General features: G+C 72.8%; 15 protein-coding genes. 5 read left to right on the forward strand and 10 right to left on the reverse strand.

Annotated elements, in window-relative coordinates:
- The first annotated feature begins 2 nt into the window (after nt 1-2).
- On the forward strand, nt 3-1,163 hold the full coding sequence (locus FCH28_RS28320) for an Mrp/NBP35 family ATP-binding protein (RefSeq protein WP_136743000.1): 1,161 nt from the start codon (nt 3-5) through the stop codon (nt 1,161-1,163).
- A 319-nt stretch (nt 1,164-1,482) separates the two neighbouring features.
- Here FCH28_RS28320 and FCH28_RS28325 read toward each other — a convergent pair whose 3' ends face one another.
- The 5 genes from FCH28_RS28325 to sigE form a co-directional block, all read right to left on the reverse strand.
- The gene (locus FCH28_RS28325; protein WP_136743001.1) at nt 1,483-2,130 is read right to left on the reverse strand and encodes a hypothetical protein; all 648 of its coding nucleotides are present in this window, start codon (nt 2,128-2,130) and stop codon (nt 1,483-1,485) included.
- A gap of 117 nt (nt 2,131-2,247) precedes the next feature.
- The gene (locus FCH28_RS28330; RefSeq protein ID WP_136743002.1) at nt 2,248-2,721 is read right to left on the reverse strand and encodes a sec-independent translocase; all 474 of its coding nucleotides are present in this window, start codon (nt 2,719-2,721) and stop codon (nt 2,248-2,250) included.
- Nucleotides 2,722-2,856: 135 nt separating this feature from the next.
- The gene (locus tag FCH28_RS28335; RefSeq protein ID WP_246103324.1) at nt 2,857-4,671 is read right to left on the reverse strand and encodes a S1C family serine protease; all 1,815 of its coding nucleotides are present in this window, start codon (nt 4,669-4,671) and stop codon (nt 2,857-2,859) included.
- A 720-nt stretch (nt 4,672-5,391) separates the two neighbouring features.
- Nucleotides 5,392-6,342 carry a zf-HC2 domain-containing protein gene (locus tag FCH28_RS28340; RefSeq protein WP_136743004.1) on the reverse strand — a complete coding sequence of 317 codons (951 nt, stop codon included), beginning with the start codon at nt 6,340-6,342 and terminating at the stop codon, nt 5,392-5,394.
- The gene (sigE, locus tag FCH28_RS28345; protein ID WP_136743005.1) at nt 6,339-7,109 is read right to left on the reverse strand and encodes an RNA polymerase sigma factor SigE; all 771 of its coding nucleotides are present in this window, start codon (nt 7,107-7,109) and stop codon (nt 6,339-6,341) included. The genes FCH28_RS28340 and sigE overlap by 4 nt, the downstream gene beginning before the upstream one ends.
- Nucleotides 7,110-7,286: 177 nt before the next feature.
- On the opposite strand from sigE, the gene FCH28_RS28350 reads away from it, so the two are divergent.
- On the forward strand, nt 7,287-7,970 hold the full coding sequence (locus FCH28_RS28350) for an O-methyltransferase (protein ID WP_136743006.1): 684 nt from the start codon (nt 7,287-7,289) through the stop codon (nt 7,968-7,970).
- 145 nt (nt 7,971-8,115) lie between these two features.
- Here FCH28_RS28350 and FCH28_RS28355 read toward each other — a convergent pair whose 3' ends face one another.
- On the reverse strand, nt 8,116-8,283 hold the full coding sequence (locus FCH28_RS28355) for a DUF3117 domain-containing protein (RefSeq protein ID WP_003985072.1): 168 nt from the start codon (nt 8,281-8,283) through the stop codon (nt 8,116-8,118).
- Between the two features lie 326 nt (nt 8,284-8,609).
- On the opposite strand from FCH28_RS28355, the gene chcB reads away from it, so the two are divergent.
- Nucleotides 8,610-9,407, forward strand: a complete 798-nt coding sequence (gene chcB / locus FCH28_RS28360; protein WP_136743007.1) for a 2-cyclohexenylcarbonyl CoA isomerase — start codon at nt 8,610-8,612, stop codon at nt 9,405-9,407.
- Between the two features lie 40 nt (nt 9,408-9,447).
- On the opposite strand, the gene FCH28_RS28365 is transcribed toward chcB, so the two are convergent.
- Together FCH28_RS28365 and FCH28_RS28370 are read right to left on the reverse strand one after the other, a co-directional pair.
- The gene (locus FCH28_RS28365; RefSeq protein ID WP_136743008.1) at nt 9,448-10,080 is read right to left on the reverse strand and encodes a DNA-3-methyladenine glycosylase I; all 633 of its coding nucleotides are present in this window, start codon (nt 10,078-10,080) and stop codon (nt 9,448-9,450) included.
- A complete protein-coding gene (locus FCH28_RS28370) occupies nt 10,077-10,586 on the reverse strand; it encodes a DivIVA domain-containing protein (RefSeq protein WP_136743009.1) in 510 nt (169 codons plus the stop codon). The genes FCH28_RS28365 and FCH28_RS28370 overlap by 4 nt, the downstream gene beginning before the upstream one ends.
- A 92-nt stretch (nt 10,587-10,678) precedes the next feature.
- Here FCH28_RS28370 and folP point away from each other — a divergent pair, with 92 nt between their 5' ends.
- A complete protein-coding gene (folP, locus tag FCH28_RS28375; protein ID WP_136743010.1) occupies nt 10,679-11,539 on the forward strand; it encodes a dihydropteroate synthase in 861 nt (286 codons plus the stop codon).
- Nucleotides 11,540-11,573: 34 nt separating this feature from the next.
- On the opposite strand, the gene FCH28_RS28380 is transcribed toward folP, so the two are convergent.
- The gene (locus FCH28_RS28380) at nt 11,574-12,323 is read right to left on the reverse strand and encodes an LOG family protein (RefSeq protein WP_136743011.1); all 750 of its coding nucleotides are present in this window, start codon (nt 12,321-12,323) and stop codon (nt 11,574-11,576) included.
- 113 nt (nt 12,324-12,436) lie between these two features.
- Complete coding sequence (dapE, locus tag FCH28_RS28385; protein ID WP_136743012.1) at nt 12,437-13,537, reverse strand: succinyl-diaminopimelate desuccinylase; 1,101 nt, start codon at nt 13,535-13,537, stop codon at nt 12,437-12,439.
- Between the two features lie 41 nt (nt 13,538-13,578).
- Here dapE and FCH28_RS28390 point away from each other — a divergent pair, with 41 nt between their 5' ends.
- On the forward strand, nt 13,579-14,532 hold the full coding sequence (locus FCH28_RS28390) for a VldE C-terminal domain-containing protein (protein WP_187363947.1): 954 nt from the start codon (nt 13,579-13,581) through the stop codon (nt 14,530-14,532).
- Nucleotides 14,533-14,624 lie beyond the last annotated feature (92 nt).

Raw genomic sequence — 14,624 nt, forward strand, 5'->3', positions numbered from 1 at the left:
GCATGGCTACTGACACGCCCACAGGCTCCACGCCGAGCGAGGACGCGGTCCGCGCCGCGCTCGCGACGGTGAACGACCCCGAGATCCACCGCCCCATCACCGACCTGGGCATGGTCAAATCGGTGGACATCGCGGCGGACGGCGCGGTGGCGGTCGTGGTCTACCTCACCGTCTCCGGCTGTCCGATGCGCGAGACGATCACCAACAACGTGCGCGAGGCCGTCGAGCGGGTCGAGGGCGTGACGACCGTCAAGGTCGACCTCGAGGTGATGAGCGACGCACAGCGCAAGGAGCTGGCGACGTCGCTGCGCGGCGGCACCGCCGAGCGCGAGGTGCCGTTCGCCCAGCCCGGCTCGCTGACCCGGGTCTACGCCGTCGCGTCCGGCAAGGGCGGCGTCGGCAAGTCGTCGGTGACCGTCAACCTCGCCGCGGCGATGGCGGCGGACGGCCTGAAGGTCGGTGTCGTCGACGCCGACATCTACGGCCACTCCGTGCCCCGGATGCTGGGCGCCTACGGCAAGCCCACCCAGGTCGAGAACATGATCATGCCGCCGTCGGCGAACGGTGTGAAGGTCATCTCGATCGGCATGTTCACCCCCGGCAACGCGCCCGTCGTCTGGCGCGGCCCGATGCTGCACCGCGCGCTCCAGCAGTTCCTCGCCGACGTCTACTGGGGCGACCTGGACGTCCTCCTGATGGACCTGCCCCCGGGCACCGGCGACATCGCGATCTCCGTGGCCCAGCTGGTGCCGAACGCCGAGATCCTGGTCGTGACCACCCCGCAGCAGGCCGCGGCCGAGGTCGCCGAGCGGGCCGGTTCGATCGCCGTGCAGACCCACCAGAAGATCGTCGGTGTGGTGGAGAACATGTCCGGGCTGCCCTGCCCGCACTGCGACGAGATGGTCGACGTGTTCGGCACCGGCGGCGGCGAGCGGGTCGCCGAGGGCCTGACGAAGACGACCGGCACACAGGTCCCGGTGCTCGGCGCCATCCCGATCGACGTCCGCCTGCGCGAGGGCGGCGACGAGGGCAAGCCGGTCGTGCTGACCGACCCGGACTCCCCCGCCGGCTCGGCGATCCGCGCCATCGCTGGCAAGCTGGGGGGCCGCCAGCGCGGTCTGTCGGGGATGTCGCTGGGGATCACCCCGCGCAACAAGTTCTGAGGACGGGGAGCCGCGCTCCCTCGCCGACGCCGCACGGGCGGGCCCTTCCCGGGTCCGCCCTCGGCGTTTTTCCAGCCGCTTTATACGCGAACGGCAGTGCCGCCCGGTACGCGAATGGCGCAGCTCACCTGCGCTTCCGCGCCGCCCGGCCCTCGTACGGCGAGCGGTCCTCGACCACTGCCGGGCCCGCGCCCCGACACCGGCACCGGCCGCCGGCGCCGGTCAGTTCCCGTACGCCGTGATGTCCTTGACGACAGCGAAGCCCAGGCCTGTGCGCGCTGCCGGCGCCCTGACCCCCGGCACCGGCCGTCAGCGCCGGTCAGGTCTCGTACGCCGTGATGTCCTTGACGACAGCGAAGCCCAGGCCGTAGGCGCTCATCCCGCGCCCGTACGCGCCGATGTGGACCGCGTCGGGGCCCTCGCTCGCCGAGCCCGCCAGCACCCAGCCGTACTCGGACTCCCGGTAGCGGAACGGCATCGGGACGCCGTCCACCGGCAGCGTCAGCTCGCTCCAGCTCTCGCCGTCGAGATCGTCCGCCAGCTCCCAGGCCAGCATGGTCTGCTGGTCCAGCCAGTCCTGACGGAGCGACCTGTCCATCTGGGAGGGCCAGGTCTGCGAGAGCAGCCCGGCCCCGGCCAGCCAGGCGGCCGTGGAGACCGAAGTGGCCTCCAGGACTCCTGTGCCGTCGGCGCTGCGCCGTACCGGGCGGCTGGCGACCGTCACCACGACCGCGAAGCGGTCGGCGCTCCGGTCCGTCTCGACCTTTATCGTGGGCTCCTCGCCGTGCCCCGTGGCACCGTGCTCGACGGTGCCATCGGCGGCCGTGCCGACCTGCATCAGCCAGCGTGATCCGGTGAACGCCTCATCGAGGCCGTACCACGGGAACGCCGCCAGCAGATAGCCGTCGACCTTCCGGCCGACGTCGGCGGACACACCTCGTTCCACTGTCGGACTCGTCGTCTCCATGTGCGCGGAGCCTCCTCGTTGCCCTGCGTCGTGGGCGGCCCGCCCCCCTCGGGCGACCTCACCCCGGACACCGGGAGCATAGCCCTAGGGGTCAATACAGCCGGGCATATAGGAATATCAGGTGGCGTCGGCGTCGAAGGGCGGACGCTCGGCGGGCGCCGCGTCGCCGGTCTTCTTGACCAGGTCGGGGCCGCCGGCGGAGGCGGGGGCTTCCTTGGAGAGGCTCAGCGCGGGGCCCGCGGCGGACGCGGCGCTGTCGCGGCCGTGCACGGCGTCCGTGACCTCGGCCATCTCCTTCTTCAGATCGAAGCCGTTACGGATCTCCTGGAGGTCCTTGAGTCCGTACTCGTCCTTCTCCAGGACGTGCTTGCGCACGAAGTTCTTGGGCTTGAGGTCCTCGAACTCGAAGTCCTTGAAGTCCGGGCCCAGCTCACTGCGGATGTCTTCCTTGGCGCTGTCCGAGAACGCCCGGACCTTGCGGACGAAGCCCATGACGTCCTGGATGACCTTGGGCAGCTTGTCCGGACCGAAGATGAGCACGGCAAGGATCACGAGCGCGACCAGCTCGAGGGGTCCTATGTCGAAGAACACCTTGCAGCTCCTTGGGTATCCGCGGCCGGGTCAGGTCCTGTCAGGTCCTGGTGACTAAACGGGCCAGGCCGACTATCACGGTACCTGGCCCGATACGCCGGGTGGGAGTCACCCGCGCCAACACCGTGCAAACGATCAGCCGGTGCTGGACGAGCCGAGCGTGAGCCGGAGGGTGCGCTCCTTGCCGTCCCGCCGCAGGGTCACCTGAAGGCTGTCACCCGGCCGGTGGCTGCGGATCTTCACTATCAGCTCCTCGCCGCTGTGCACCGGCACACCGTCCACCTTGGTGATCACGTCGCCGGCCTTGATCCCGGCCTTCGCCGCGGCGCCGCCGGGCGCGACCGGCGAAGCGCCGTCCTTGCTCCGCTCGCTGACCCGCGCGCCGTCACCGGCGTACTCCATCTCCAGGCTGACGCCTATCACCGGGTGGGTGGCCCGGCCGGTGTTGATCAGCTCCTCGGCGACCCGCCTGGCCTGGTTGATCGGTATGGCGAAGCCCAGCCCTATGCTGCCGCCCTGGCCGCTGCCCTCGTCGAGTCCGCTGCCGCTGTCGGCCGCCCGGATGGCGCTGTTGATGCCGATCACCCGCGCCCTGCCGTCCACCAGGGGACCGCCGGAGTTGCCGGGGTTGATGGGCGCGTCGGTCTGCAGCGCGTCCACGTACGACACATCGCTGCCGTCGCCCTTCTGACCGCCCGCGGTGATCGGGCGCTGCTTGGCGCTGATGATGCCGGCGGTGACGGTGTTGGCGAGGTCGTACGGCGCGCCGATCGCCACGACGGGGTCGCCGACCCGTACCGAGTCGGAGTTGCCGAGGGTCAGCGGCCGCAGGCCCGTGACGCCCTCGACCTGGATGACCGCCAGGTCGTAGCCGCCGTCCCGGCCGACGACCTTCGCCTTGGCCATCTGGCCGCCGCTGAAGGTCACCGAGATCTCGCCGTCTTCGCCGGCCGGTTCGACGACGTGGTTGTTGGTGAGGATGTGGCCCTGCCGGTCGAGGACGAAGCCGGTGCCGGTGCCCTGCTCGGCGCTGCCGCGGACGTGGATGGTCACCACACCGGGCAGCGCGGCCTGCGCGATGCCGGCGACGCTGTCGGGGTTGCGGCTGCCCTGTTCGTCCTCGGCCTGCGGCAACTTGATGTCGCTGAGGCCGCCGTAGCGCTCGATGTACGCGCCGATCCCGCCGCCGACGCCGCCCGCGAGCAGCGCGAGCACCACCGCGCCGACCACCAGCGGAGCGCGCCGGCCACCCCGCCTGCCGGCCGGCGGCGCCACCGGGCCGCCGTGCTGGGGCGCGCTCCAGGGGTCGTACTGCTGCCATGCGCCGTGGGGCTGTGGCTGTGGCTGTGGCTGTGGCTGTGCGGGGAACGGCTGGGTGCGGGTGCCGGCGGCTCGGGGGCCGCCGTCGCCCGGGTGCGGGACGAACGCGCCGTCCGTGCCGTCATGCGGGGGCGCCGCGTCCTGGGCGGTGGCCGGTGCGTCGCCCGGCTTCCGCAGTTCCGGCCGGTAGGAGCCGGTCGGCTCGACCGCCGTACCGGATGTGGGGGTCGGGTCCGATGGGTGTGACGGATGTGACGGGTGGTGCTGCTCGTTGCCGAGCGGGCCGGTGGGGCGTTCGTCGGCCGGCAGCGCGGGGCCGGCGGGCGGCTGCGCGGGGGTTGCGACCGGCATCGGCGTCTGCGGGCCCATCGTGCCCGGCGCGGGCTGAGCGGGAACGCCGTAGGCGGGCATCGGCCCGGCCGCCGGGGGAAGCCGGGTGCCGATGGGGGCACCTCCCTGTTCGAGCGAAGTCGAGAACTCGGGGGACGGCGTCGGCACCGGCCGCTGTACGGGGGGCGCGGGCGCCCAGGGGCCGGGGCCGCCGTACGGCGGCGTGCCGTACGGGTCCTCGGCGTGCAGCGGCTGCGGCCGCTGCACCCCGCCCGTCCCTTCGGCCACCTGACCGGCCATCGCCTCGTCCCGCGGACCGACGGCCACCTGACCGAGCGTCACGGTCGAAGCCGCGGCCCGGCCGGCACCCACCTCGGCCGCCCCGTCCGGGCCGGCCGCCTCCGACGAGCCGCCCGGCGCGCCGCCCGGCATGCCGGCCTGCGGCTCAACGAGGCGGTCGGCGGGGGCAGTTGACCGGAGAGTGGTGGTGGCGTCGGGGGCCGAGCCGGGGGCTGTGCGGGTTCCGGTCGCGGCGGCGGCATCGGTCGGTGCGGGCGCCTCGGCCGCGCCGGAGGACCCCGCCCCCGCGCGCATGCCCGTGTCCGCCCGCGGCTCCGGCGGGCGAACCGTCCAGTCGCCCGATTCATCCGGCCCGTCCAGCCTGTCCGGCCCGCCCGGCCCAGTGGGAAGGCTCGTCCCGGAGGAACCGTTCACGCCGGCCGCACCGCCCACCCCGGCCTCACCGGGCGTGCCCGACGTTCCGGGCGCCGGGGTGACTGCCGTGGCGTCGGCGGAGGGCGCCGGCGTATGCGGGCCGGCCTCGGCGGAGAGTTCGGTGCCCGGCGTACGCCCCGGGCGGCTCCACCACTTCAGCTTCGGCCCGCCGGCCTTACCGTCGTCCATGCTCTCCCCTATTTCGCCCGCACCTCGCGCGGGCACCGCCACCTCGCGGCGCCCCCGCACAGGGGTGCGCCGCCACCGCGATTCAATCAGTTCGGCGCGGGCCTGCGCAGGGGCCGGTCAGTGCGGAGCCGGGGCGGCGCCCTGGCCGGACGGGGCCGCGGAGCCGGCCAGCGGCCGCTTGGGCTCCAGCGGGGGGAGCGCCGGAAGGTGCTGGCCGGTGGGGTTCTGGCCGGCCTCGGCGGCCACCGGCGCGAAGCGATACCCCGGCGCCGGACCGGTCGCGGCTATCAGGGGAGACAGGCCGAACCGCCCCGCCGGCGGGTTCAGCACCGCGGGCGCGGAGCGCGGCGGCACCGCCGCTCCGGGTGCGTACGGCCCCATCACCTGCGGGGTCGCGGCCGGCCCGCCGGCCAGTGGCCCGGTCCGAGCGCCCGAGGACGCCAGGAAGTCGTTGACGTAGACCTTCGAGCCGTCGCCGGCCGCCGGGCTGGCGGTGAGCGGGGTGACGGCGGTGCCGGTGCCTTCGCCGCGCCCGCCGGGCGTATCGACGACGGCCTCCAGCGGCAGCGCGCCGCTGAGCGCGAAAGCCGCGAGGGAGACCGCGCCGGCCGCCGCGAACGCCAGCCGGCGCCGCTGCGCCCCGGGCCGCTCGGCCTCGTGGACCCGGAAGCCACGCGGGCGCGGCTGCACGGGGACGCCGGCCATAGCGGAGCCGGCATGGCCGCCCTGGTCGCCGGGGGGCACATAGCCGAACGGGCCGCCGCCCCGGACGTAGTCGCCGGGCCCGAAGCCACCGCTGCCGAGCCGGCTGCCGGGTCCGTCCGGATCGCCGCCGGGCAGCCCCTGGAGCCGCGCCAGCAGCCCCTCGGAGGGACCGGGGGGAGCCGTTTCGGCGAACACGCTCTTCAGCCGGCGCTGAGCGTCGGCCTCCGCCTTGCACTTTCCGCACGTCGCGAGATGCGCGAGCACCCGCTCGCGCGCGTCATGTCCCAACTCGCCGTCGACCAGGGCCGCGAGGCGGTCGCCGAGATGCTGCTCGGCGGGGGACGCACCGCCCATACCGCTCACGCGATCCCGACCTCCCCGGTGGACACCACGGCCAGCGACCGCTGCTGCTCGCGCTCCTCGGCACGCGCCGCCGGGGAGCGGTGCTGGAGCGCCTTGCGCAGGTGGGAGCGGCCGCGGTGGATCCGGCTGCGGACCGTGCCGAGCTTGACGCCGAGAGTGGCGGCGATCTCTTCGTAGGACAGGCCCTCGATGTCGCAGAGGACGACGGCGGCGCGGAATTCGGGCGCGAGGGTGTCCAGCGCCTGCTGCACGTCGGCGTCGAAGTGGGCGTCGTCGAAGTGCTCCTGCGGCTCCGGTTCGTTGCCGGGGAGCTTCTCGGCCGCGTCGTCGGCGAGCGCGTCGAAGCGGATGCGGCTGCGGCGCCGGACCATGTCCAGGAAGAGGTTGGTCGTGATGCGGTGCAGCCAGCCCTCGAAGGTGCCGGGCTGGTACCTGGACAGCGAGCGGAAGACGCGGACGAAGACTTCCTGGGTGATGTCCTCGGCGTCGTGCTGGTTGCCGGCGAGGCGGTAGGCGAGGCGGTAGACCCGTGCGCTGTGGGTGCTGACGATCTCCTCCCAGCTGGGCGGAGTCCACGCCTGCGCGTCCGCGTCGGAGGCGAAGGTCGCGGTCGTTGCGGAGTCGACGGTGCGGAGACTGTCAGCGGTGTTGGTCACGGATTTCGGCTCGGCGGACGACCTTCTCAAGCGCCTGCGCACTCTTCGGTCACCTGCCGCAGCCGCACCTCCCCTGGTGGCTCTGGTGGTGTCCAGTAGAGCCCCTACCATATCCACCTCGCCCGTTAGCTCCGGATAAGCAGTTTTGACCTGCATTTGGTGCTGCTTCTTGTCTTGCCGCACGTCTCGCGGGGTCTTCACCGGTGCATCCCCCCTGCCCTTCCCCCTACCCCTTCTTAACGCCCGGTCCCATCTGCGGGTTCCCGCACGCAGCGGATACAGTCACGGTTGCGTCAACTACGGGGACAGGAGAGGGCCATTACCGGCAACCGGCAGACGAGCTTGGCATTCGCCGAGGCGTACGGCGCCGGGCCCATCGACGGCACCACCGACGTCGCCCTGCGCTGGTCCCGCGACCGCGCCCGGGAGGCCGGGATCCGTGCGGTGTCGAGCGGCACCGGCGCGGCACTGCGCCTGCTCGCCGCCACCGCCGACGCCAAGGCGGTCGCCGAGATCGGCACCGGCACGGGCGTGTCGGGCATCTACCTCCTGCACGGAATGCGGCCGGACGGAGTGCTGACCACCGTCGATCTCGAACCGGAGCGGCAGGCGTTCGCCAAGCAGGCGTTCCGGGCGGCGGGCTTCGCCGGCAACCGCGCCCGCTTCATCCCCGGCCGCGCGCTGGACGTCCTCCCGCGCCTCGCGGACGGCGGTTATGACCTCGTCTTCTGTGACGGGGACCTGATGGAGTGCCTGGAGTACCTCGCTGAATCGTTGCGTCTGCTGCGCCCCGGCGGCCTGGTGTGCTTCGAGGGCGTCTTCGCGGACGGCCGCACGGTCGACTCGGCGGTGCAGCCGGCGGAGGTGCTGCGGCTGCGGGAACTGCTGCGGGCCATACGGGAGAGCACCGCACTGGTGCCGGCCCTCCTGCCGGTCGGCGACGGGCTGCTCTGCGCGGTCAAACGCGCCTGACCGCCCGGTGGGCCCGCGGCCCGCAAACGAAACGGCCCCGGCACACGGCGCGCATGTGCTGCGCGCCGCCTGCCGGGGCCGGGGGTACTCGGCTGGGGGGTACCGGGGTCAGCCCCGGGAAACCGCAGCGGTTGTTCCGCCCTCGTCAGACGGTGACCTTCTCCAGGGCCTCACCCAGGGCCTTGGCTTCGTCGGGCGTCAGCTCGACGACCAGTCGCCCGCCGCCTTCGAGCGGAACGCGCATGACGATGCCCCGCCCCTCCTTGGTCACCTCGAGCGGGCCGTCGCCCGTCCGCGGCTTCATGGCCGCCATGCTCGTTCCCCTTCCTGAAACCAGCTCATCGCAGCCGGCGGCCCCATGACAGGCACCGTGTCACCGGCATCGAACACATTGCTTCCCAGCCATTATCCCGCATCGAACGACCCGATGACCAACATCGGTCAGCATCCCTTCGGCAACGCGCTCCCCCAAAACCACTCAATTCGGGGAGCGGGCTGCGATACTTCGCCACTCGTACACACCCGCCCCGCCCGCATTCTTTGATGTACGTCACATGCCGACCGCTGATGATCTCCGGCATCCTGAGCGCTGGCTGCCATTACCGGGCAGTCGGAGCCACTACGGAGGGGACCCTCACCATGGCCGACACCGTGCTCTACGACCTGACCGACGGGCTCGCGACGATCACCCTGAACCGCCCGGACGCGATGAACGCGTTGAACATCGAGGCGAAGGTGGCGCTGCGGGACGCCCTGCAGGAGGCCGCCGACCCTGCCGTCCGTGCCGTACTGCTGACCGCCACGGGGCGCGCCTTCTGCGTCGGGCAGGACCTCAAGGAGCACATCGGCCTGCTGATGGAGGACCGGGCGAACGGCTCGGGCAGCACGATGACCACCGTCCGCGAGCACTACAACCCCATCGTCACGGCGCTGACCGAGATGCCCAAGCCGGTGGTCGCGGGCGTCAACGGGGTCGCCGCGGGCGCCGGCGCGGGCTTCGCCATGGCCGCCGACTACCGGGTCGTCGCCGACTCCGCGTCCTTCAACACCTCGTTCGCCGGGGTCGCGCTGACCGCCGACTCCGGGATGTCCTGGACCCTGCCCCGGCTGATCGGCCAGAGCCGGGCCGCCGATCTGCTGCTCTTCCCGCGCAATATCAGCGCGCAGGAGGCGCACGACCTCGGCATCGCGAACAAGGTCGTCCCGGCGGACGAGCTGGCGGAGACCGCGGCGGCCGTCGCACGCAAGCTGGCGCAGGGCCCGACCGCCGCCTACGCCGCGATCAAGGAGTCGCTGTCCTACGGCGCCGGGCACTCGCTCGCCGAGACCCTCGGCAAGGAGGACGAACTGCAGGTGCGGGCCGGGGCGTCGGAGGATCACCGGATCGCGGTCGAGGCGTTCGTGAAGAAGGAGAAGCCGGTCTTCCTCGGGCGCTGAGCCCCGGCGTGCGGCGGGTCGTCCCCGGCCGCCGGCGCCGTCACCCCTGTGCTGTCGCCTCCGTCGCCGCGGTCGCCGCGGCCTCCACCGCGGCGCGCACATGGCAGTCCGCGAGATGGTCGTTGACCAGGCCGCATGCCTGCATCATGGCGTACGCCGTGGTCGGGCCGACGAAGCGGAAGCCGCGCTTCTTGAGGTCCTTGGCGAGCGCCGCCGACTCCGGGGTGACCGGCTGGAGATCGCCGAGGGTGCGCGGCGCCGCACGGGCGGCCCGGTCGGGTGCGTAGGACCAGATCAGTTCGTCGAGCTCGCCGGGGGCCAGCGCGGCGGCGATCCTGGCGTTGTTGATCGTCGCGGCGATCTTGGCGCGGTTGCGGATGATGCCGGGGTCGGCGAGCAGCCGTTCGGCGTCCGCGTCCGTGAACCGGGCCACCGCCGGGATGCGGAACCCGGCGAACGCGGCGCGGAAGCCGGGGCGGCGGCGCAGGATCGTGATCCAGGACAGCCCGGACTGGAACGCCTCCAGGCTCATCCGCTCGAAGAGGGCGTCGTCGCCGTGGACCGGCAGGCCCCATTCGGTGTCGTGGTACGCCCGGTAGTCGGCCATCTGCTCCGACTCCATCCCCCAGGGGCAGCGCGGGACGCCGTCGGGAGCCGTGATCACGCCGCTCATGCCGATCCCTCGCTTTCGGGGCGGTCGGTGGCCTCCGGGCCTCCCGGGGCGTGGGGCCGCACGTCGTCCACGGGACCGGGCGCGGCCCAGGTGCCGCCCGACGGACCGGACTCCGGCTCCCCCGAAGTCGCTATCCGGCCGTCCGCCACCGGGGCGGGCCCCGGCCGGGTGTCCTGGATCAGCCCGGGGGCGCCCATGGCCGCCGCATGCGCCCCGGCCAGCGCGGCTTCCAGCTCCGCGATCCGGGAGTCCCGCTCGGCGAGCTCGGCACCCAGCCGGTCCAGCACGTCGTCGACCTCGACCATCCGATAGCCGCGGACGCCCAGCGGGAAGCGGACGGCGTCCACATCGGCGCGGACCAGCGGGCGGTCGCCGGGCAGCGGGTCGTGCAGCCGGTCCGGTGGGGAATCCCGCAGCCCGCCGCCGTCGACGTCGCCACCGCCGACGACCACGAGCGTGACCGCGGCCACCACCACGACCATCGCGATCAGCAAGAACCAGAACACGACCAACTCCCCGAACTCAGCGCCTGCACTGATCGTGCCATGAGGGTGTGACAGTTAGGGTCGCTGGCGGAACACGGAGAGGGAGTCAAGGAATGCTGCGGCTGGGGAATCGCGAGTTCGGTCCACACGAGCCGGTGATCATGGCGATCGTCAACCGGACCCCGGACTCCTTCTACGACCAGGGCGCCACGTTCCGCGACGAACCCGCGCTCGCCCGCGTCGAGCAGGCGGTGGCCGAGGGCGCCGCGATCATCGACGTCGGCGGGGTCAAGGCAGGTCCCGGCGAGGAGGTCGACGCGGAGGAGGAGGCGCGCCGCACGGTCGGGTTCGTGGCCGAGGTGCGCCGGCGCCACCCCGAGGTGGTGATCAGCGTCGACACCTGGCGGCACGAGGTCGGCGAGGCCGTCTGCGAGGCCGGCGCCGACCTGCTCAACGACGCCTGGGGCGGTGTCGATCCGCGGCTGGCCGAGGTGGCGGCGCGGTACGGCGTCGGCCTGGTGTGCACCCACGCGGGCGGCTCCGAGCCGCGTACCCGCCCGCACCGGGTGACGTACGAGGACGTGATGGCCGACATCCTGCGGGTGACGCTCGGGCTGGCGGAGCGGGCGGTGGAGTTGGGCGTCCGCCGCGACGGGATCCTGATCGATCCGGGGCACGACTTCGGGAAGAACACCCGGCACAGCCTGGAGGCGACCCGCCGGCTCGGTGAGATGACGGCGACCGGCTGGCCGGTGCTGGTGTCGCTGTCCAACAAGGACTTCGTCGGCGAGACCCTCGACAAGCCGGTCAAGGAGCGGGTGCTGGGCACCCTCGCGACCACCGCCGTGTCGGCCTGGCTGGGCGCCCAGGTCTACCGCGTCCACGAGGTCGCCGAGACCCGCCAGGTGCTCGACATGGTCGCCGCCATCGCCGGCCACCGGCCCCCGGCGGTCGCCCGCCGGGGACTGGCCTAGGCGGCGCGGGACACGCCCCCCGGGGCCCCTGCGGCTACAACCCGGTCTCCTTGGTCACCAACGTGACCGCCTCCTCGACGTCGTCACTGAGGTGGAAGAGTTCCAGGTCGTGCGCCGACGCCTTGCCCTCGGCGATGAGGGTGTTGCGCAGCCAGTCGACCAGTCCGGCCCAGTAGGACGTGCCGAACAGCACGATCGGGAAGCGGGTGACCTTGCGGGTCTGGACGAGGGTGAGCGCCTCGAAGAGCTCGTCGAGGGTGCCGAGCCCGCCGGGCAGGACGACGAACCCGCGGGCGTACTTCACGAAGCAGGTCTTGCGTACGAAGAAGTAGCGGAAGTCGACGCCGAGGTTCACATACTCGTTGATGCCCTGCTCGAAGGGCAGCTCGATGCCGAGTCCGACGGAGACCCCGCCGGCCTCGCTCGCGCCCTTGTTGGCGGCCTCCATGGCGCCGGGGCCGCCACCGGTGATCACCGCGAAGCCGGCGTCCACCAGGGCCCGCCCGAGCCGCACCCCGGTGTCGTACTCCTTGGACCCCCGGGGCGTACGGGCCGACCCGAAGACGCTGACGGCCGGGCCCAGCTCGGCGAGCGCGCCGAAGCCCTCGACGAACTCCGCCTGGATGCGCATCACGCGCCAGGGGTCGGTGTGCACCCACTCGGAGGGGCCTTCGGTGTCCAGCAGCCGCTGATCGGTGGTGCCGGGCTGCACCTGGTCGTGACGGCGCAGCACGGGACCCAGCCGCTGCTCCTCCAGGGGCGGCTCACCCTCGGGACTGACCATGACGTGCTCCCTCCGCTGGCAGATCGCTTGCCGGTTCAGCGTAGGACGGCGGATGTGACGCGCAGGAGAATTCGCGTCGTATGCGATCGGTCGGCGGCCGGTCCCCAGCGAGGTCAGGCCGTCAGCCAGGCGCGCAGCCGCTCCTCGCAGTGCAGGATGCGGTCGACCTCGACCCGCTCGTCCTTCTTGTGCGCGAGCAGCGAATAGCCGGGACCGTAGTTGACGGCCGGGACGCCGAGGGCGCTGAAACGGGAGACGTCGGTCCAGCCGAACTTGGGCATCGCGATGCCGCCGACGGACTCCATGAACGCCTTGGCCGCCGGGTGGGAGAGTCCGGGCAGCGCGCCCGGGGAGTGGTCGTCGACGATGAACTCGTCCACCGGGCAGTCCGCGAAGACCTTGCGGACGTGCGCGATCGCCTCGTCGGGGGTGCGGTCCGGCGCGTAGCGGAAGTTGACGGTGACCGTGCAGGCGTCCGGGATCACGTTGTTGGCGACGCCGCCCTCGATGCGTACGGCGTTGAGGCCCTCGCGGTATTCGAGGCCGTCGATCACCGGGCGGCGCGGCTCGTAGGCCGCGAGCTTCGCCAGGATCGGGGCGGCGCCGTGGATCGCGTTGGCGCCCATCCAGCTGCGCGCGGAGTGGGCACGCTCGCCGCTGGTGCGCAGCAGCACCCGCAGGGTGCCCTGGCAGCCGCCCTCGACCTGGCCGTCGGAGGGCTCCAGGAGGACGGCGAAGTCGCCGGCGAGCCAGTCGGGGTGGGCGTCGGCGACCTTGCCGAGCCCGTTGAGGTGCGCGGCGACCTCCTCCTGGTCGTAGAAGACGAAGGTCAGGTCGCGGTTGGGCGCGGGGACGGTGGCGGCCATCCGCAGCTGGACGGCCACCCCGGACTTCATGTCGCAGGTGCCGCAGCCCCACAGGACGCCCTGGTCGTCGAGGCGGGAAGGGACGTTAGGGGGGCTGTCGGCGATGGGCACGGTGTCGAGGTGCCCGGCGAGCACCACCCGCTCCGCGCGCCCCAGGTGCGTACGCGCCACGACGTTGTTGCCGTACCGGTCGACGGTCAGGTGCGGCAGCGCTCGCAGGGCGTGCTCGACGGCGTCGGCCAGGTCTTTTTCCTCACCGCTGACGGAGGGGATGTCGACGAGCTGCGCGGTGAGCTTCGCGGCGTCCAGCGAGAGGTCGAGGACGGGGTGGTGTGTGGAGCGCTCCATGGATCCGACCCTATCGGCAGCACTCCAGTACGGTGGGGCCCGTGTCCGCCCAGTCCCCCGCTCCCGCCCGCCGCAGACGCCTCTGGCGTATCAGCGCGGCCTTCGCCGTGCTCATCGGGCTGGCGGTCTATCTGGTCGTGCAGTACGTCACCGGTGGCCCGGGGGCGCCTCGCTGTACGGTGCGCGCCGAGGGTGCCGAGGGCGACACCGCGGAGTACGAGCTGACGCCCGAGCAGGCCGCGAACGCCGCGACGATCTCGGCCGTGGCGTCCTCGCGGGGGCTGCCGGAGCGGGCGGTGACGATCGCCCTGGCGACCGCGATGCAGGAGTCGGGGCTGCGCAACATCGACTTCGGCGACCGGGATTCGGTCGGTCTCTTCCAGCAGCGGCCGTCCCAGGACTGGGGCACCGTGAAGCAGATCATGGATCCGGTCTATTCGGCCGGGGAGTTCTACCGGCATCTGGCGAAGGTGCCCGGCTATTCCCGGCTGCCGCTGACCGTCGCCGCGCAGAAGGTGCAGCGCAGCGGCTATCCGCAGGCGTACGCGAAGCACGAGGCGAATGCCGCGCGGCTGACCGGGGCGCTCACCGGCCGTGATCCGGCGGCGCTGACCTGTACCCAGAGCCGCCCGGTGGACGAGCAGGCGGGCGGCGGCGCGAAGGTGCGCGAGAGGCTGGTCCGGGAGTTCGGGCCCGAGGTACTGCCGCGGGGGGCGGCCGGCGCCGGCGGGCGGGGCGCGGGTGACGAGCGGAACGTGACGGTGCCGGTGCGGCCGACCGCGTCGGGCGCCGACGGGACCGCCGCGCAGCGCGGCTGGGAGCTGGCGGCCTGGGCGGTGGCGCACTCCGCCGAGCTCCGCATCGAACAGGTCTCCTACGCCGGCCGGACGTGGACGGCGGCGGATTCGGGGAAGGGCTGGCAGAAAAAAGCGGCCGGCTCCGACGCGACCGGCAGGCGTTCCGCGGACGAAGTTCATATCATCGCCGCGCAATAGCCCACCCCGCCCCTCGAAAAGGCAACCGGCGAACCAGCGGCAATTCCCTTTGCCCGCCGGAGAGTTCACGACGCGGCGACTCCGCGGTGACC

This window comes from Streptomyces piniterrae (assembly GCF_005048155.1).
Lineage (GTDB): Bacteria > Actinomycetota > Actinomycetes > Streptomycetales > Streptomycetaceae > Streptomyces > Streptomyces piniterrae.